Raw genomic sequence first — 20,044 nt, forward strand, 5'->3', positions numbered from 1 at the left:
AGATGAGAGGAGGTAGGCATAGGGATACTGAATAAGGGTTCGGTGTATTCGTTTTTCAATGAATAAGGAATTTCCTGTGCTAATAAATGATGAAGCGAGCAAGAATTATTTATAATCCTACTTCTGGGCGTGAGCTATTTAAGAAGAGCTTACCAGAAGTATTACAAAAATTAGAACAAGCTGGATATGAAGCGTCTTGTCATGCGACAACTGGTCCTGGAGATGCGACTGTGGCAGCGAGGCAAGCTGCTGATCGTAAGTTTGATGTTGTTATCGCAGCTGGTGGTGATGGTACATTAAATGAAGTAGTGAACGGTTTAGTAGGACATGAGCATCGTCCAAAGTTTGGTATTATTCCAGTTGGAACGACAAATGATTTTGCGCGTGCGATCGGTGTACCTCGTGTTATTGAAGAGGCTGCGGATATTATTTGTGAAGGAACAACGGTACCGTTAGATCTTGGTAGAGCGAATGATACATATTTCATTAATATCGCTGGTGGCGGCCGTATTACAGAATTAACATATGAAGTACCAAGCAAGCTAAAAACGGTATTAGGCCAACTTGCTTACTATTTAAAAGGAATCGAAATGTTACCATCATTACATCCAACATATGTTGAAATTGAGTATGATGGGAAACTGCTACAAGAAGAAATTACGATGTTTTTAATTACGAATACTCGTTCAGTTGGTGGATTCGAAAAAGTAGCACCATATGCATCTATTAACGATGGATTATTTGATTTATTAGTATTGAAAAAAGGTTCTATCGCTGATTTAATTAAAGCAGCAACACAAGCGCAGCGTGGGGAACATATTAACAATCCGAAAGTGCTATATACACAAGCAAATCGTATTAAAGTTCATTCCCCTGATAAATTAATGATCAACTTAGATGGTGAATATGGCGGAGACGCACCAATGGAATTTGAAAATATATATCATTGTCTGGAACTATTTGTTCCTGAACATCAAGAGGATGCCCTGTAAAGGCATCCTTTTTTGCTTTTCCCCAGCTATTTGCGAGTAATAAGACTCCCACTTAAAATTCGGCCCAAGCAAAGAAGTTAGGCGGAAGTGGGCTAATGATCAGCGGGTATGGACAACCCCCGCTGATCAAATTTTCTCTTTATACAGCTGAATTGTAAATTGGAAGTTAGTTTGATTTTTATGGTATTTTTACAATTTGTTTATTTTATGTACATACTTTATTGATACACTGGAGGAGATAAGAAATGAGAGGTAGGGTGCTATGGAGAAGGTAAAAGCAATACTATTTGATAAAGATGGGACATTAATGGATTTTCATTCGATTTGGATAAAAGTAGCTGAAGAGCTCGTTACAGAATGTATAAATTTATATCAATTACCAGAATCAATGCAGCAGGCTTTATTAAAAGAGATTGGCGTAGACGGAGCATTTGTTCATCCTCGTAGTGCGATCGCTGCTGGAACGAGTCTTGATGTGGCAAAGGGAATTTGTAAGTATATTGCATCATCTAGAGAAGAAGAGATGCATCAATGGGTGAGTGAAAAGTTGTTTGCTCTTATGTACGAGCATCGTTCACATATGAGAATGACGGCAGATTTACCGAAAGTTTTACAAGCGTTAAAGGATAGAGGATTTATTCTAGGTGTCGTTACAGCTGATGATTTCGCGCCGACAGAATTATTTTTAAAGCAATATCAATTGGAAGATTTTTTTGATTGTGTTATAGCTTCAGATACATTTCCAGCACAGAAGCCAGATAAAAAAATTGTAGAATCGTTTTGTGAGAGATTTAATTTAGAGACATGTGAAGTAGCGGTCGTCGGGGATACACCGACGGATTTACATTTAGCGAAAAATGGTGGCGACTGCTATGCAATTGGCGTACTATCTGGTACGGGTGATCGTCAAACGTTAGAACCACTTGCAGATTTAGTATTACAATCTGTTGAAGATTTAATTTCTCATACAGGTGAGTTTATTTGGAAACAAGGAAAGTCTAACGTATGAATTGATAAGTCTATAAGGACTCTATATGAGTCTTTATAGACTTATTTTTTATGCCGAGATATTTAGAGAATGGGATGAATACTAGAAATGGGGAGTTGGCACACATCTTGCAATATAAAGAGAAAACATTGTATAAAAAAGGATGGGGTACACAATGAACACAAAAAAATTTGCTAAAGTAAATGAACAAATTCCAGGGCCGAAAGCAGCGTCTTTATTAGAACGCCGCCAAAATATAGTACCAAAAGGAGTAAGTAATGGTATTCCAACATTTGTACAGTCTGCAAATGGTGCACTCGTAACAGATGTGGATGGAAACCAGTATATTGATTTCGCAGGAGCAATCGGGACAATTAATGTAGGACATTGTCATCCTACTGTTAAAGAAGCGCTTCATAAACAAGTAGATCAATATATTCACACTGGTTTTAATGTGATGATGTATGAGCCATATATTGAATTGGCAGAAAAACTGGCAGCATTAGCGCCAGGTAATTTCGATAAACAAGTGCTGTTTTTAAACAGTGGGGCAGAAGCGGTTGAAAATGCAGTGAAGATTGCTCGTAAATATACGAAGAGACCTGGAATTATCGCATTTTCTAAAGGATTTCATGGGCGTACATTAATGACAATGACGATGACAAGTAAAGTAAAACCATATAAATTTGGATTTGGTCCATTTGCTCCAGAAGTATATAAAGCGCCATTCCCATATGAATATCGTCGCCCAGAAGGGTTAACAGAAGAGCAGTATGATGACTTTATCATTGAAGAGTTTAAGAACTTCTTCATATCAGAAGTAGCACCAGAAACAATTGCAGCTGTTGTAATGGAGCCTGTTCAAGGGGAAGGCGGATTTATCGTTCCAAGTAAGAAATTTGTTCAAGAAGTACGCAGTATTTGTTCAGAGCACGGTATTTTATTTGTAGCTGATGAAATTCAAACAGGCTTTAGTCGTACCGGAAAATACTTTGCAATTGATCATTATGATGTCGTTCCAGATTTAATTACGGTATCTAAATCATTAGGTGCTGGTGTACCGATAAGCGGCGTGATTGGGCGTAAAGAAATTATGAATGAGTCTGCACCGGGGGAACTTGGCGGAACGTATGCAGGAAGCCCACTAGGATGTGCGGCTGCATTAGCTGTGCTTGATGTAATAGAAAAAGAGAAATTAAATGATAGAGCGATAGAATTAGGGAAAGTCGTAATGAACCGATTCCAAGAGATGAAAAACAAATATAATTGCATCGGTGATGTGCGCGGCTTAGGGGCAATGTGTGCATTCGAGCTCGTTCAAGATCGCAAGACGAAAGCGCCGGATAAAACATTAGCGTCTAATTTATGTGCAGAAGCAAATAAACGCGGATTACTTCTACTATCAGCAGGAACATATGGAAATGTTATTCGTGTGTTAATGCCATTAGTTATTACAGATGAGCAACTTGAGGAAGGTTTAACAATAATTGAAGAATCATTGCTAGCTTGTTATGAGCAAGCAAATATCGCTCGTGTATAAAGAATTGGGATAACTTAAAAAAGGGCATAAAGCTTTTCTTTTTAGGCGGAAGAGAGCATCTGGCCATGCATAGAATCGGTCAGCCCTTTTCCTGCCCCATGCCAAGCTAAAACAAAGTGAGGGTGTGGTTGCGATGGCATTCTGTATTTTTCAAGGCAGCGAATTATGTGTTGAAAAATATAAATAGATTTGTATAAATAACAAATTGAAAACATTCTAGCTGACTCTATATAAAATGCAGAAAATTCATTTTATAATAAAGGTAGTAAAGTGAATCGATGGATTTGAAGTAGGGAGTGGCTAGAATGGTTGCAGAAAAGGAACGAATGTTGATGGATTTACAAGATGTATTTGAATATGCATTTGATGAAATTTTTGTTACGGATGATAAGGGAATCGTTGTACGTGTAAATAGTATGTGTGAAAGACATTACCAGCTCTCTGCTAAGGAATTAGTAGGAAAGCATGTACAAGAACTACAGAAAGAAGGAATTTTTTATCCGTCTGCAACGTTAGAAGTAATTGAAAAGAAAAGGCCAGTTGAACTTGTTCAAACAACGAAATCAGGAGAGTATTTGCATGTTCGTACAAGGCCTGTTTTTGATGATGAGGGAAATTTAAGAAGAGTGATTAGTTATTCTCGTGATCTTACTGAACTCTATCAATTACGTCAAAAGGTAGAGGAAATGGATAATCAGCTAAAGACATATAAGAAAGAATTAAGAGAAACATATGAGCATGAAGGGCTTATTTTTAAAAGCATCGCTATGCAAAAAATAATCGAAACAATAAAAAAAGTATCTGTGGTAGATAGTACTGTTCTCGTATTAGGTGAGACTGGAGTGGGGAAAAGCCGATTAGTACGCCATTTGCATGAAGTGAGTCACCGGAAGAATGAAAGTTTCTATGAAATTAATTGTGCGGCATTGCCAACGAATTTAATCGAATCTGAGCTTTTTGGATATTCAGGTGGGTCTTTTACAGGTGCAAATCGTGAAGGGAAAAAGGGGCTATTAGAATCAGCACATAAAGGGACCCTTTTCTTAGATGAAATTGGTGAAATGCCGCTTGAAATTCAAGCGAAGCTTTTGCAAGTATTGCAAGAAAAAACGTTTCGCCCTATAGGCGGAAGAGAATTAAAAAAGGTGGACGTTAGAATTGTTGCGGCAACAAATAGAGATTTAAGTACGATGGTGAAACAAGGAACATTTCGGAAAGATTTATACTATCGTCTGAATGTCATTCCAATTTCAATTCCGCCACTTCGGGAGAGAACAGAAGACATTTTGCCGCTCATCTATCATTATTTACAGCATTTTAATAAAAAGTACGGACGTGATGTGAAGTTAGCTCCTAGTACGTTACAAATGTTTGTAGGGTACCCTTGGGAAGGAAATAATAGAGAGATTGAAAATGTAATTGAACGAATTGTTATCACTGCTGATGATTTTGTAACGGTAGAAGATTTGCCACTATCTATGCAAGAGACAACGGTTGAACAATCCGGACAAAGTCTTTATAGAATGCTGGAAGAGGTAGAGAGAAATATTATTCTTAAAGCGTATAAAACGTATGGATCAAGTTATAAAGTGGCTGAGTTTTTGCAAATAAGTCAATCTGCTGCCACTAGGAAGATTAAGAAGTTCATAGAGGAGGAAGAAAACATTGGATAAAAAAGCGACGTTCGTAAACTTAGAGAAAAAGGCGATGTATATAAATGGTGAGTGGATTACACTGCAAGAACAAATCGAAGTGAATAATCCAGCGACAAAGGAAGTATTTGCAACTGTACCAAAGGGCGGGATTACAGAGGCAAAGCAAGCAGTTGATGCTGCACATGAAGCTTTTAAATCATGGTCAAAATTAACGGCAGCGGATCGTGCAGTAAAGTTAAAAAAGTGGTTCACACTCATTGATGAAAATAAAGAAGAAATTGCAGCAATCATGACGAGAGAACAAGGAAAGCCGTTTGCAGAAGCGCTTGGTGAAGTGAACTATGCAAATAGTTTTGTTGAATGGTACGCAGAAGAAGGAAAGAGAATATACGGTGAAATGATTCCTGCTTCTCACCCGAATAAGCGTATTTTAGTTATGAAGCAACCAGTTGGGGTTATGGCAGCTATTACACCGTGGAACTTCCCAGCTGCTATGATTACGAGAAAGGTAGCTCCAGCACTTGCAGCAGGCTGTACGGCAGTTGTGAAACCAGCGAGTCAAACGCCATTAACTGCATTGAAGTTAGTTGAATTAGCACATGAAGCAGACATTCCAAAAGGTGTAATAAATATTGTAACAGGTAGTGCAAAAGCAATTGCTGATACGTGGATGGAAGATGAGCGCGTTCGAAAAGTTTCCTTTACAGGATCAACTGAAATTGGGAAAGAATTAATGGCTAGCGCTGCGCAAACGATGAAAAAGGTTTCGCTTGAATTAGGTGGTCACGCTCCATTTATTGTTATGAATGATGCTGATTTAGATAAGGCGGTAGAAGCGGTAATTGGTTCGAAATTCCGTAATGCAGGACAAACGTGTATATGTACAAACCGCGTCTTTGTTCAAGAAGAAGTGTACGAAGAATTTGCAGGGAAGTTCACAAAAGCTGTAGAGCAGCTTAAAGTTGGAGATGGATTCGGCGAAGGAACAACTGTAGGTCCACTTATTGATGCGAATGCAGTTTCGAAAGTGCAAGAACATATTGAAGATGCAATTCAAAAGGGCGGAGAAGTTTTATACGGTGGCCATAAATTTGCAGAGTTAGATGGTTATTTCATTCAGCCAACAGTAATTGGATTGGCAAATGACACGATGCTTTGTATGAATGAAGAAACATTTGGACCGGTTGCACCAGTTGCGAAATTTAAAACAGTTGAAGAAGTAATCGAGCGAGCAAATAATACACCATATGGCTTGGCTGCTTATATTTTCACAAAAGATATTAGCCAAGCATTCCAAATTAGTGAAGCGTTAGAGTACGGTATTATCGGTTTAAATGATGGCCTTCCATCAGTTGCACAAGCACCATTTGGTGGCTTTAAAGAAAGTGGTATCGGCCGTGAAGGAGGCCATTTCGGCATCGAGGAATATTTAGAAATTAAATATATTTCGTTAGGACTATAAGTAGTATACTAGAATCTCTATAAGGTAACAGAGAAGGAGATTCTAGTATGGTATATTGGCTATTATTACTCGTAACAATTATTTTTGAAGTAGCTGGAACGATAGCGATGAAACTATCGAACGGTTTAACAAAGCTCGTTCCAAGTGTACTTATTTTTGTCTTTTACGGTATTTGTTTCAGTATATTTGCTATCGTCGTAAAGAAGATTAACTTAAGTATTGCTTATGCGATTTGGTCGGGCTTAGGGACACTTCTTATTACGATTATTAGTGTGTACTTTTTTAAAGAGCATATTAACTTATTCCAAGCATTTTGCATTTTATTTATTGTTTTAGGAGTAATTGGACTGAAAGTGTCATCGGCATCATGAAAGCTATCTTTTGTAGAAGATAGCTTTTTTCTATTTGTGTAGTTAGCAATTACTACGACAAAATATGACAAGAAAACGTAAAGAGTTTTGCTATGATAAAGTGAAACTTTAATCAGTGGGGGTTTTGTTCATTCCCCACTGATTATTAGTTGAACCAATCGGGCGTTTACGGGCAGTTGATCTCCCACCTAACTTCTTTGCTCCAACTGAATTTTGAGGTGGGAGTTTTACTGCCCGTTAATGCGGGATAAATATAAAAATCTTGTCTCATATAGGGGGAAGAGTATGTTAAAGAAAGTGAGTCGAATTGTTTTAATTTGTGGCATGGCTTTTAGTTTAAGTGCTTGCACAGAAACTAAAAACAGCGATGAAAGTAAACAAGAGGACGTTCAAGATAAAGTTTATAAAATAGGAGAGACGGTGGACGTGGATGGTTTGCAAGTAACTCTCGATTCAGTTCAATTAGGGTATCCCGATTACACTACAGATAAAAAGAAAGATGATATTTTAGGGATTGTTTTCACGGTGAAAAATAATAGTAAAAAGGACATACTTTTTGCATTTTACGAATTTGAGATTACAGATAAGAAAGGTACAAAGTTTAAAGAGTATAAATATGATAGCTTTACGAGTAAAAAGGTAGCGCCGGATGGGAAAATTCAAGATGTAATGCTATTTGATGTAACGAAAGAAAATACATACATCGCTACATACAGGCCTGAGTTTACGCATGAGAATAGAACGATAAAATTTGAATTGAAGCCGAATAAATAAAAACACATTGGGTAATCCAATGTGTTTTTATAATGGTTAACTTAAAACGCCCAGTTACCTTTACGGAAAATCGGCTCATGTCTTCCATCAGCTGTAATACCGTCGATATCAAGATCAGCTGATCCAATCATGAAGTCTTCGTGTGTAATACTAGCGTTTGCACCATTTTCAGCAAGTTCTTCTTTAGACATTGTTTTCCCGCCATCTAAGTTAAATGCATAAGCATTTCCAATTGCAAGGTGGCAAGATGCATTTTCGTCAAATAGCGTATTGTAGAATAAAATATTTGTGTTTGAAATTGGTGAATCATGAGGTACTAAAGCTACTTCGCCTAAGAAGTGAGAACCTTCATCTGTTTCTACTAAATGTTTTAAAGCTTCCTCACCAGATTCAGCTTTATAGTCTACGATACGTCCGTTTTCAAATGTTAACGTAAAGTTATCGATAATGTTACCTGCAAATGCTAACGGTTTTGTACTAGACACTTGGCCGTTTACACCTGTTTTAAGTGGCATTGTAAATACTTCTTCAGTTGGAATGTTAGCCATAAATGGTACGTTCTTTTCATTTAAGCTACCAGCACCAGCCCATACATGCTTCTCTGGAAGTTCAATTGTTAAGTCTGTTCCAGGACCAGTATAATGAAGAGCTGTATAATGTTTTTCGTTTAAGTAATCAACTTTTGTATGTAGCGTTTCATCATGTTCTTTCCATGCTTCCACAGGATTTTCTAAATCAGCACGAGTAGCTTTGAAGATAGCATCCCATAGTTTTGTTTCTTGTTCTTCAGGCGCTACGTCAGGGAATACTTTTGCAGCCCATTCTTTCGTAGGAACAGAAATCACGCACCAGCTTACTTTATCTGCTTGTACATAATCACGGTATACTTTCATCGCTTCTCCAGCTACTTTATGAGCTGTTGCAATTTTCTTTGGTTCTACACCTTTTAATAGATCAGGATTCTCTGCATAGATGGACATAAATGCAGCGCCTTCTTTTGCTAATTCTTCACGAGCATGTGCTTTCCAAGAAGGGAATTCAGAGAAAGCTTCTTCAGGAGCTAGATCGAATTTTAAGCGTGTTAACGTCTCATCATTCCAATCAACATATACGTGTTTTGCACCAGATTGATATGCTTTCTCTGTAACGAGGCGTACAAACTGTACAGCCTCAAGAGGTGCACTAATTGATAAAGTTTGTCCGGGCTGAATATTAACACCAACATTGACTGCAAGGGCAGCATACTTCTCTAACGTTTGTTCAAATGACATATGTATAATCTCCTTTAGTTTGAAAGATTTCTTACTATATATAATACAAGAAAATTCTAAAAATATATATAAATATAAAGTAAAAAGAGAGCTCAAAATGTATTGAGCTCTCATATTTACTTAATTGAAGAGGCAAACTGTTCAACTGTAGTTGTATGGTTTATACGAACGCGTTTCATCTTTAACAATTCATCCGGTTCATCTTTCGTAATGAACTGTCCAGGCTTTGTTGTCGTTGCAAATTGATAGTATTTCTTTATTTCTGCGACAACTTTATCGTCTACATGACCGAATGGATAAGCAATTGCGATAACAGGCTTACCTGTTATTTTCTCTAGCTTTTCTTTTGATCCTTTTAACTCTTCGTCATAGTTTGTAATTTTCGGCAAGTCTGCATGTGTCGCTGTATGAGATTGTACAGAAAAAATACCTGAATCAACCATTTCTTTTATTTCAGATGTAGAAAGGGCGCCTTCTACATCAACGTTATCAACAATCATATATTCCGTTGCCGCTGGCTTAAAAGTACCATCTTTTAGTTTTTGTAAAATGCGAAATGCATTCATATTATTTTTCATACCGTCATCAAATGTAACGAAAACCGGCTTGTTTACTTTATTAATATCGCCCCAGCGTTCAAATGTTAATAATGTATAACCATTGTCTTTTAAATACTTCATTTGTGCTTCAAAGTTAGCGGGTGATACGAATAAATCTTTAATACCTTGCCCGTGATAATCATCAATTGCGTGGTACATAAGAACAGGAACTTTTTGCTCGAAAGTAATAGTAGATTTCGTAAGTGGAATAGCTTTTCCGCCCTCTGTTGTTCCTGTTGCTTCAATTTGATATTCACCGTGTTTTCCTTCAAATTCTTTTATATCAAAGGGAAGTGTAAATTGTTGATCTTTTTCTTTAGAAGAAAAGGATTTAGCACTTTCCTTTCCATCAGCAGTGCGCCAAATTTTATATTGTACTTCAGTTAAAGAACCCTTTATGTCTGTAATATGAATATTTGCATTTGTAGATTCGTACGTAATTGGATTATAAGAAATTTTACCTTGTTCCCGCACCGTCTCTTCTTGTTTTTTGGCCTCTTGTACCTTTATCTCTTTTTTAGGTTCTTGGCTTACATTGCTAGTATTACAGCCTGCTAGAATGGCAGACGTACATAAAGCAATCGCTGCGTATTTTCTCATGGAATCACCTTCTATTGTGTATTATGTTGCATACTTACATTAAAATCCCCACCGCTATAAGAGAGGTGGGGATATACCCTTGTTCATCATATCATTTTTAGATATGGGATAGGTTAGTGACTTTGAATAGCGGTAGTCTTTCGTTTCTTATTTGATTTGATAATGATATAACCTACTACAAAAATAAGAGGGATAATGAATACATAGATTGGCATTCCCCATACATAATAGCTTTTCATGCTTAAAACTAGTAAGTGTAAGAAGTCGAAAAGGGCGTGGGCTTTCATAATATCCTCCAATGTATTTTTTTACAAATTATAACATTGTTCATTTGTAATTTGTATATTTTGGTAAATGATTTAAGTTAATTTTAAAGTAAGAGAAAGGTTTATTAATATGCAATTTTGCATATGTAGAGTAGTTTATATTAAAATATAAGGGTTTTGGACTATAATAAAACCGCTATAAATTTAAGTAAGAATGATGTATGGAGTGGAGAATAGAAATGAAATATAAAAAAATAGTATATATCCTTCTCATATCGCTATTCATAGTCGGTTGTCAAAGTGAAACGAGTAAAGCGAATAGTGTGGAAGAGTATATTCCGCCGCATCTTATGAATGCGGAAGTTACAGCGGATATTATGACATTAGAGATGGATCCAGATGCTCTTAAAAAGGTAGGGAATATTGGTCAAAGAATGAGAGAGCATCTAGTGAATAATATGGAATGGTATTTAAAATACGTAGAAGAGCATGCAGAGAAAAAAAGTTTCCCATATCATCCTAATTTCGGTGTTACAAAAGAAGAGTATGAGTTTGTACTAAATGCAATTGATCAAAGTAAATTGGTTAATACAAAGGATGGAAAGCTGAAATTCAAGAAAAAAAGTGACCATGAAGTAGAGATTTTTTCAAGTGAAAGTATAAAACTCCTTAAATATATAGTTATTGATACGGAGAAGAATACAGTAAAAACATCTCTAGGCGAATGTGAATATTTTGGAGAAATACTGGCATCGCCAGAACAGAAGTTAACTGGTCCTTGGCACGGAAAACAATGGATGTTAAAAAAAGATGACTTAATATATATGTTTTCTTTAGGGAAAATGGAAACAGGAAATAAATCAATTATTGATATTTCGGTGAAAGGTGAATATAAGGGAGAAATTATTAATAAGGAAGAGGCATTAGAGTTTTCTTCAGTTTCTTAAATGATGATAATAAAAAAATCACCTTGCTGTCTAAGCGAAGGTGATTTTTTATTAAATAAACAATCCAGCGATTGTTGCAGATAAAATAGAAGCAAGTGTTGATGCAAATAGCATTTTCCAACCAAATTTAGATACGATGCTTCCTTGTTTTTCAGAAAGGGCACGGATTGTACCAACAATCGCACCAATTTGGCTAATACTTGCGAAGCTAATTAAGAATACTGTAACGATTCCAACTGTACGTGGAGATAATGTTGCAGCAGCGCCTTTTAAATCAAGGATTGCTACAAACTCGTTTAATACAATCTTCGTACCCATAATACCACCAGCTGGGATAATATCTTGAGTTGGAATACCCATTAAGAATGCGAATGGAGAAAGTATATAACCGAAGATTTGTTGTAAAGTAACAGCATATCCCATTGCACCTGAAGCGGCGCTAATTACGTAGTTTACAACTTCCATAACACCAATGAAGGCAATCATTAATGCGGCAACGATACCAGCTACTTTTAACCCATCAAGCGCACCGTTAATCATAGCGCCGATAAAGCTATCTCCGAATAAGCTTCTATCAAATTTTTGAATCACTTCGTCTTCTTTTTTCGTATCAACTGGTGTTAATAACGAACAAACGATTAAGCTTGAGAATAAGTTTAGCGGAAGAGCTGCTAATACATATTTCGCATCTAACATCATAACGTATGATGCTGTAACAGAAGCAGAAACGGAGCTCATTGCTGAACAACAAATGATAAACATACGGTTTTTATTAAAATGCTGTAAATCGTTTTTAATAACGATTAACGCTTCACTTGAACCGAAGAATACAGAATTTACTGCGTGGAATGATTCAACGCGTGGTAAACCAGTAATTTTTGAAAGTGCACCGCCGACAATACGAACGATGAATGGTAAAACACCTAAATAACTAAAGATAGAAAGTAGTGCTGAGAAAAATACGATAATTAGTAATACGTTTAAGAAAAAGACAAAATCTCTTTGAATTCCATTAAAGAGAAAATCGACACCTGTCGTACCAAGTTTAATTAGTTTGTTGAAAACTTTACTAATGAAGATGATAATTTGCTGTCCGATCTTTGTGCCAAACATAAACCAACCGATTAAAATTTGGAAACTAATCATAATAGCAATTGCACGGAAGTTGATTTTACTTCTATTGTTTGACAAAGCAAAGCATAAACCTAAAACGACAAGAATACCGATAATGCTCATTACATATTGCATGTAGTTGCCCCTTTCAGAAGTTCGTATAAAGTTTTTACATAAAACGCTCGTTATATTACTAAAAATAAAGTAATGGAAGTTTCATGTCATACGTAAGATGTCTGACCTTTTTGAAAAATAAAAAAAGACCCCTATGGATTCACTTTCATCTATGAGAGAAAGCTAATCAATAGGAGTCTTTTTTATACATAGGCTAATATTCATTAGTTTTCCCCATAGTCCAGCAATTTAAGGTTGCCGGGTAGAAACTCTCGATCCATATTATCGACTATATATGAGGTAACATCGTCCGTATTAAATTAGTAGTAGCGTAACATTACTAGAGAAGTATCGTCAATAGCTTTTTTTCTTCCAATAGAAATAGACCATATAAGTATGATAAAATGTAACGCAGTGTTATGAAAAAGAGAGGTCGGAAAATGAGTACAAAAATGACGCCACCAGTTGAAAAAAACGAGTTTATAGATGTAGTGTTTGAAGATTTAACACATGATGGTGCCGGTGTTGCGAAAGTGAAGGGATATCCTATTTTCGTAAAAAACGGATTACCAGGTGAGGAAGCACAAATTAAAATTATTAAAGTGAAGAAAAACTTCGCGTTTGGTCGTTTAATGAAGCTTCATCAAGAAAGTCCATATCGTAAAGATGCAGAATGCCCCGTGTACAACGAGTGCGGAGGTTGTCAACTTCAGCACTTAACATACGAAGGACAATTAAGAGCGAAAGAAAAACAAGTACGTGACGTTATGCAGCGCATCGGTGGACTAAGCGATGTTCCTGTTCATCCTGTACTTGGCATGAAGAACCCATGGGTATACCGTAATAAAGCACAAGTACCAATTGGAGAACGCGAAGGTGGACTTGTAGCTGGTTTCTATCGTCAAGGAACGCATGACATCATTAATATGGAATCATGCTTAATTCAGGCGGAAGAAAACGATACATTAATTCAAGAAGTAAAACGCATTTGTGAAAAGCACGGTATCTCGGCTTACAATGAAGAGCGTAACAAAGGAACACTTCGCCACGTAATGGCTCGCTACGGACAAGTAACAGGGGAAATTATGCTTGTCTTCATTACACGTACAGCTGAACTGCCAAATAAAGAAGCAATCATTGAAGAAATCGCAGCGAAATTCCCAGAAGTAAAATCGATTGTTCAAAACGTAAACACGAAACGTACAAACGTTATTTTCGGAGATAAGACGACAGTACTGTACGGATCAGAATATATTTATGACTTTATCGGTGACATTAAATTTGCGATTTCAGCACGTTCATTCTATCAAGTAAACCCAGAACAAACGAAAGTGCTATACGATAAAACGTTAGAATACGCAAAATTAAATGGTAACGAAACAGTAATCGATGCATATTGCGGAATCGGATCAATCTCTTTATTCCTAGCGCAAAAAGCGAAAAAAGTATACGGTGTTGAAATTGTTCCAGAAGCAATCGAAGACGCAAACCGAAACGCAGCACTAAACAACATGACAAATGCTGAATTTGGTGTAGGAGAAGCAGAAGTAGTCATTCCGAAATGGTACAAAGAAGGCGTAATTGCCGACACAATGGTCGTAGACCCACCGCGTAAAGGCTGTGATGAAGCATTACTAAACACAATCATCGATATGAAGCCAAAACGCGTCGTATACGTATCATGTAACCCAGCAACATTAGCACGTGACTTAAAAGTACTAGAAGAAGGCGGATATAAAACGCAGGAAGTACAACCTGTTGATATGTTCCCGCATACTACTCATGTAGAGTGTGTGGCTTGGCTTAAGTTGGTATAATAAAAAAGCAGTTGATATAGAAAAAATCTATACCATCTGCTTTTTGGTTTATAAAAATACCATTCATAAGCGATTTTAGTTAAAATAAATATTGCTGATTTTCACAAATTATAAATTGAGAGTTTGAAGATGTATTCATAGTGAGAGGATTTGAATTTGAAATGATAGATAATTTTTGGCGTGATTTACCACGACCATTTTTCGTACTTGCACCAATGGAAGATGTGACAGACGTTGTTTTCCGTCACGTAGTAAGTGAAGCTGGTCGCCCAGATGTATTTTTCACAGAGTTTACAAACTCAGATAGCTATTGTCATCCAGAAGGTATGAAAAGCGTACGTGGTCGTTTAATTTTTACAGAAGATGAACAGCCGATAGTGGCGCATATTTGGGGAGATAATCCTGAATATTTCCGTCAAATGAGTATTGGTATGGCAGAGCTAGGATTTAAAGGCATCGATATTAATATGGGCTGCCCTGTACCGAATGTAGCATCAAGAGGAAAAGGTAGTGGCCTTATTCTACGTCCAGACGTTGCAGCAGAACTAATTCAAGCAGCAAAAGCAGGCGGACTACCTGTCAGCGTAAAAACACGACTTGGCTTTAAAGAGTTAAGTGAGTGGGAGGATTGGTTAACGCATATTTTCAAACAAGATATTGCGAACCTTTCTATTCATTTACGTACAAGAGAAGAAATGAGCCAAGTAGATGCGCACTGGGAACTAATTCCGGAAATTAAGAAATTACGTGACCGCATTGCACCAAATACGCTAATAACAATCAATGGAGACATTCCTGACCGTCAAACTGGAATGGAACTTGCTGAAAAATATGGTATTGATGGCGTTATGATCGGACGAGGTATCTTTAAAAATCCGTTTGCCTTTGAAAAAGAACCAAGAGAGCATAGCAGTAAAGAACACCTTGATCTTCTAAGACTGCAACTTGATCTTCAAGATCAATATGCAGAAGTACTACCACGTTCCATCACAGGGCTTCACCGCTTTTTCAAAATTTATGTAAAAGGATTCCCTGGCGCTGCTGAACTAAGAAATCAATTGATGAACACGAAATCAACTGATGAAGTGCGTGCGTTGTTGGATAAGTTTGAGGCTAGTGTTGGTGAGGTAGAGGGTAGTGAGAGGGTGTAACTCTCTGAAGATAGAGGGGAATGGATTGTATTAATTTGTGGGTATTTGGTTTGTTTAGTTTTGAGTTTCTTTGTAGCTGACAACTGAAAGACAAAGGTTACCAACCAGCAGCCTTGTGTTGCCACATACACTCTGCACATGTGGAGTGTGTGGCTTGGTTGGAGAAGAAAGATAAGTAGAACCCGGATTTTTGAGTTGTAACCTATTAAGGGAGATACTTACAGCATGAAAAAATATTTGGTTACATTAGGGTAAGCAGTAACGAGCAAAACATTGAGCGGCAGCTAAATCTATTAAATTGTTGAATGAATCAATACAGGAGAGAATAGCATGGAAGATAAATTTAAGTATGAACTCATTATAGCTAAAAAGAAAATCATAGAAATTAAAGCAACAAATATAACAAATGGACTAGTCTTTAACATAGGCATTGGCACCTATCCTATTCAATTTTTAGGTGGTACTATTACAGGATCAAACTGGCGTCGAATTGCTAACGGATCTCTCTTTATTATTTATAAACACACAAATAAATTGGAAATAAAAAAAGTTGATGAAATTATAAAAAATATTCATTCAACCACTGCTGAAATTGATTCAGAAGTAAACAAAATTTTACAAGTCATTAATTATCTTAAAGAACAAAAAGAAATTCCTGATGAATATAAAATTTATAAATATGAAACTAGTCGGGCAACTTACCAGGATTTGAACGTTAATGATTTATTGTCTCCAGATATCAGCAAATTCAATGCGATAGGGGGACAACAGGAAAAGTTATATATTGACTATAAAATGGAGTTCGAAGCTTCTTTAATGCATCGAGTTGCTACGGATTACGAAAAACGCTCTGGTTATGAAGTAACTGTTATAGGTGGAGCTGTTATGGATACTATTTGTAAATTAGTTCCCCATGAGATTAACTTATATATTTCAAAACCGTATGATTATAGCAATGAAGGTTCACGTACTTACATCGATGGTGGTTACAATAAAACTATTGAAAAATTAGCGGGAAAAGAATTATTTACGTTTGAAGATGATTATACCTATTATAATAATTTTGAAACCAATACTGTATCCAAGGGCTTTTTAAAGACAGAAGCTCTAACGATCAATATTTTTATTGGCCAAGAATCTGCCAATGATTTTGTTGATGCAGTATCTCCGATGAACATCGGTTTATTAACGTACACTGTAAAAGAAGGATTGTATGTTCCTAATGTAGATATAGAAAAATGTATAGAGAACCGTACCATTTCTTATCATTCTAAGCAGTTTGAAATGTATCTGTTTGATGAATTATCTAAATATTATCTAGATCCAACAGAGGAAAGATTAAAAGAGATATACGATGCGGTTGTTCGTTATGGATTCAAATTAAATCCCATTAAAGTCCGGTTGCAAGATACTTTAAAAGATATCCCTTTCGGCGAACTAAAATTTGTGGATCTCGGCGATTCTACCAAAGAAATGGAACCAATATTAGCACTAGAAGTTCCGGAATACAAAAAAACGGTTCTTGAGGCAATGTCTTTTCTCCTCATTGACCTTGGCTATGAATTCTATGAGTTGAAGAAAATGCGGTTAGTGCTTTTTGATCATCATCATGGTTTTAATGTAACTACCAGTTTTGGAAACCAGATTCGAGTAGCATCTACGTATGATGGTTCTATTATACAAGGTGCCTCAATAGAAGAGGTTCGGAATGCAATTAGAGTTTAGTTGGGAAAAGGAATATTTCCCTGTCTCTTAAACGAGAGGGCTTGGTTGAGTGGTCTGTGTTGTCAGCTTGGTTAATGACGATTTTAACCCTGTTGAACTCTCTTAAATAGAATGGGATTTTCAAAAAAAGTTAAAGAACCTAAAAGTAAGCATGAAAAAAAGGAATACTAGAAAGCCAAAACTATTTTCATTAAGAGGATTCGGCAACCAAAATGGTCGTCGAATCCTTTTTAAGGAATTATTGTTATCCAAAAATACCACTTAAAAAATCTTCTGCTGTTTCTTTTTTCTTCGCGTTTTCAATCACAACATCCACATTAAAGTCTTGTAAAACTTCTAGAACTGCGGGTTGCTTTTGTTTTTCAAAGTCCATATATTGCTTCAGTTTAAGACGAGATTCAGCAAGATGGGTAGGATTGAGGTGGATACGACCATCTTTTTCAAAGAAGCTAATGTCATTCTGTTTCCTTTGACTAAACTTCTCCGATAATAATATAGGCTCGTTTTCTTGATAAAGTACACCTGCTACATGTAGGGTATATTTCGCTGCATAACTATAATTAATACGTCTGTACAATCCTTGACTGACGTGCTTAATATCCGTACTAGGCTCAATGAAGAACGGGTTAAAATTGATAATGCCGTTATTAGATTGAGTAATAAAGTACGTCGTTCGGCCGATCAATTGAATATGCTGATTTTTTAATAGTTGAAGTGCGTATTCAATTTGTTCCGGTTTCTTTATATTAAAATCAAAGTGTATTATGGATAGATAACTTTCTAGATGCTGATAATTTCTTGCACGTAATAATAAAGCTTGACAACGGGTCATTCCATCTTGATCATGAGCTTTTTTGTACGCATCGAATGCTTGTTCAAACTTTCCTAATACCTCTAGCTTTCTCGCTTCTTGTAACCATTCCATACTAGAAGTAATACCATATTCCAATTCTACAAATTCTTTATAATCACATTGCTCAAAAAAATCCATCACAATACTATTTGGCTGCTGATTCTCCAAAAAGTAAATATGTTGCGACGTACGAGAAGCAGCGATATACATTAGATGAAAATAAATTTTCGAAAGATGAAGGTGATTACGATTAACATTAGAGAAATGCTGTAAAATATCTTGGCAGTATACATTTTTATATTGTAGCCCTTGTACCTCTGTTACAACAAATACACGTTGGAAACCTATAATTTGAAACTGTTTCTTGGCTTCTGGCGTAGCAACAACTATGATACTGCTAGCATCTTGGTCTAACTTTTGCAGTAGTTCATGTGTAAATTCATTTTGTATAATTAGTTTTGGTGTAGAAGTAGATCGTATTGCTATTTCATCTAAGCGATATGTTGTTGGGTAATACGTTACCTCCTGCTCTTTAATATAATTTAATAATTGTACCACTTGAAAACCTGAACGGAAGTTTTTATTCAGTTTAAATTTTTGATATGGAATACGATGTCTTGATAATGTTGCAAATATTTGCTCGGGTTGAAAGGCATAATTTTCTATGGCCTGATATGGATCACCTAGTAATAAATTTTTTTTAACAGATTTTGAAACATGTAACAAACTTTCAAATTGTTTATATGTCAGCTCTTGTATTTCATCAAACACTATGCTTTCAATCTTTTTTCCATCTTCCTGTAGAATAAAAAAAGCTAAATCATTCAAATCGTAATATTGATTTTTGTTAAGCCATCTCTGATAAAGGCTTGCAACAAAATAAATATTTCGTTTTTCCAGCACAGAAAAATCAGAAGGCCATTTATTATACTGATCTTGTGTCATCATTTTTTGTAGCGTCTGACCTTTAATTACAGTATTTATTTCTAAGAAAAGTTGATCTGGTGTTAGTTTGCTTTGTAAATTGTTTTCTTTGAACCAAAGAAAAAAGTCCTCTTTTGTGACTAAGGTAAACGATTGTAATAACAGCTGCTCATAAAATTGATGTAAGGAGAAAAATTGAATGAACTTTTCAGAAGTAGTTCTATTTAAGAATTGCGTTTTGATTTCATTCATTAAATAAGGTGAATGACTTACATAAAACGTTTGAATTTCCATTTCCTGATGCAATAATAATCGACGAATTCCGATATTCGTTTTTCCACTTCCTGCACACCCCAATATAACGGTCAATCTAGAAGGGTTATTCAATGCTTCATATTGCTCACGTGTTAAAATTTTCTCTGAATCAAATAGCTCAGCATCCTCCAGCAGTAAGGCAATATACTCATCGTCCATTACATCCTGCTGTGAAATAATCTTTAACTTATTAACTAGTTCTTGTAATGCATAACGATTAATATTCTCATCAATTTCTTCTTCGTTATATATCGTTTCATCAATGATTAATTCAATTAAGTCTTCCTTGTTCATACGCTTAGCAGCTTGGATTTGTTTATCATGCGTCTCAAAACTCAAATATGTAATAGAACCATTCTCATGAAACGTAAATAATATACGGTCCCCCGAGTTTACCCGAAATTTATAAATATTTGTCCCAGCAATTTTCCGAATCCAAAATCCTTTAGGGATTTTATGAAAAACATTCGTTTTTTCAATCATCTTAGTAAATGTCTCTAATTTTTTGAGAACAATTGTATGCTTTTCTATTGGGATGTGCTTGAAAAAATCTTTAGAGATTCTCAT

At 36.0% G+C, this 20,044-nt stretch carries 15 protein-coding genes and 1 riboswitch; of the genes, 11 read left to right on the forward strand and 4 right to left on the reverse strand.

From position 1 onward, the window contains the following. The first annotated feature begins 86 nt into the window (after positions 1 to 86). The 7 genes from MHB76_RS01830 to MHB76_RS01860 all read left to right on the forward strand — a co-directional run bounded on the left by MHB76_RS01830 (position 87) and on the right by MHB76_RS01860 (position 7,782). Positions 87 to 992, forward strand: a complete 906-nt coding sequence (locus tag MHB76_RS01830; RefSeq protein ID WP_002010051.1) for a diacylglycerol kinase — start codon at positions 87 to 89, stop codon at positions 990 to 992. 262 nt (positions 993 to 1,254) lie between these two features. Beyond that, on the forward strand, positions 1,255 to 2,001 hold the full coding sequence (locus MHB76_RS01835) for an HAD family hydrolase (protein ID WP_078173550.1): 747 nt from the start codon (positions 1,255 to 1,257) through the stop codon (positions 1,999 to 2,001). Between the two features lie 154 nt (positions 2,002 to 2,155). Continuing rightward, positions 2,156 to 3,520: a 4-aminobutyrate--2-oxoglutarate transaminase gene (gene gabT, locus MHB76_RS01840; protein WP_002113513.1), complete on the forward strand. Its 1,365-nt coding sequence runs from the start codon at positions 2,156 to 2,158 to the stop codon at positions 3,518 to 3,520. Between the two features lie 305 nt (positions 3,521 to 3,825). After that, positions 3,826 to 5,193 carry a sigma-54 interaction domain-containing protein gene (locus tag MHB76_RS01845; RefSeq protein WP_002159480.1) on the forward strand — a complete coding sequence of 456 codons (1,368 nt, stop codon included), beginning with the start codon at positions 3,826 to 3,828 and terminating at the stop codon, positions 5,191 to 5,193. Then, the gene (gene gabD, locus MHB76_RS01850) at positions 5,186 to 6,637 is read left to right on the forward strand and encodes an NADP-dependent succinate-semialdehyde dehydrogenase (protein ID WP_002159479.1); all 1,452 of its coding nucleotides are present in this window, start codon (positions 5,186 to 5,188) and stop codon (positions 6,635 to 6,637) included. The genes MHB76_RS01845 and gabD overlap by 8 nt, the downstream gene beginning before the upstream one ends. Before the next feature lie 47 nt (positions 6,638 to 6,684). Continuing rightward, positions 6,685 to 7,008, forward strand: coding sequence for a DMT family transporter (locus MHB76_RS01855; protein ID WP_002113527.1), 324 nt, complete (start codon positions 6,685 to 6,687; stop codon positions 7,006 to 7,008). Between the two features lie 285 nt (positions 7,009 to 7,293). Beyond that, complete coding sequence (locus MHB76_RS01860) at positions 7,294 to 7,782, forward strand: DUF4352 domain-containing protein (protein WP_016103399.1); 489 nt, start codon at positions 7,294 to 7,296, stop codon at positions 7,780 to 7,782. Positions 7,783 to 7,823: 41 nt separating this feature from the next. Here MHB76_RS01860 and MHB76_RS01865 read toward each other — a convergent pair whose 3' ends face one another. Both MHB76_RS01865 and MHB76_RS01870 read right to left on the reverse strand, forming a co-directional pair. Further along, entirely contained in the window at positions 7,824 to 9,053 is a 1,230-nt protein-coding gene (locus tag MHB76_RS01865) for an aminopeptidase (protein WP_078173548.1), read from the reverse strand. Positions 9,054 to 9,169: 116 nt separating this feature from the next. Further along, a complete protein-coding gene (locus MHB76_RS01870; RefSeq protein ID WP_340985533.1) occupies positions 9,170 to 10,252 on the reverse strand; it encodes a polysaccharide deacetylase family protein in 1,083 nt (360 codons plus the stop codon). 505 nt (positions 10,253 to 10,757) lie between these two features. On the opposite strand from MHB76_RS01870, the gene MHB76_RS01875 reads away from it, so the two are divergent. Next, positions 10,758 to 11,465, forward strand: coding sequence for a hypothetical protein (locus MHB76_RS01875; protein ID WP_002140208.1), 708 nt, complete (start codon positions 10,758 to 10,760; stop codon positions 11,463 to 11,465). 51 nt (positions 11,466 to 11,516) lie between these two features. Here the strand turns inward: MHB76_RS01875 and MHB76_RS01880 are convergent, their stop codons facing one another. Further along, the gene (locus MHB76_RS01880) at positions 11,517 to 12,713 is read right to left on the reverse strand and encodes a NupC/NupG family nucleoside CNT transporter (protein ID WP_002201948.1); all 1,197 of its coding nucleotides are present in this window, start codon (positions 12,711 to 12,713) and stop codon (positions 11,517 to 11,519) included. 196 nt (positions 12,714 to 12,909) lie between these two features. Continuing rightward, a riboswitch (purine riboswitch) is annotated at positions 12,910 to 13,011 on the reverse strand. 121 nt (positions 13,012 to 13,132) lie between these two features. Between MHB76_RS01880 and rlmD the strand changes: the two genes are divergently transcribed. From rlmD to MHB76_RS01895, 3 genes are all read left to right on the forward strand, one after another. After that, positions 13,133 to 14,509 carry a 23S rRNA (uracil(1939)-C(5))-methyltransferase RlmD gene (gene rlmD / locus MHB76_RS01885; protein ID WP_078173546.1) on the forward strand — a complete coding sequence of 459 codons (1,377 nt, stop codon included), beginning with the start codon at positions 13,133 to 13,135 and terminating at the stop codon, positions 14,507 to 14,509. 161 nt (positions 14,510 to 14,670) lie between these two features. Then, complete coding sequence (locus MHB76_RS01890; protein ID WP_078173566.1) at positions 14,671 to 15,660, forward strand: tRNA dihydrouridine synthase; 990 nt, start codon at positions 14,671 to 14,673, stop codon at positions 15,658 to 15,660. A gap of 330 nt (positions 15,661 to 15,990) precedes the next feature. Beyond that, the gene (locus MHB76_RS01895; protein WP_078173545.1) at positions 15,991 to 17,385 is read left to right on the forward strand and encodes a hypothetical protein; all 1,395 of its coding nucleotides are present in this window, start codon (positions 15,991 to 15,993) and stop codon (positions 17,383 to 17,385) included. A 244-nt stretch (positions 17,386 to 17,629) separates the two neighbouring features. On the opposite strand, the gene MHB76_RS01900 is transcribed toward MHB76_RS01895, so the two are convergent. Beyond that, complete coding sequence (locus MHB76_RS01900) at positions 17,630 to 20,044, reverse strand: UvrD-helicase domain-containing protein (RefSeq protein WP_078173544.1); 2,415 nt, start codon at positions 20,042 to 20,044, stop codon at positions 17,630 to 17,632.

It is taken from the genome of Bacillus sp. FSL M7-1345 (assembly GCF_038006985.1).
Taxonomy (GTDB): Bacteria; Bacillota; Bacilli; order Bacillales; family Bacillaceae_G; genus Bacillus_A; species Bacillus_A cereus_U.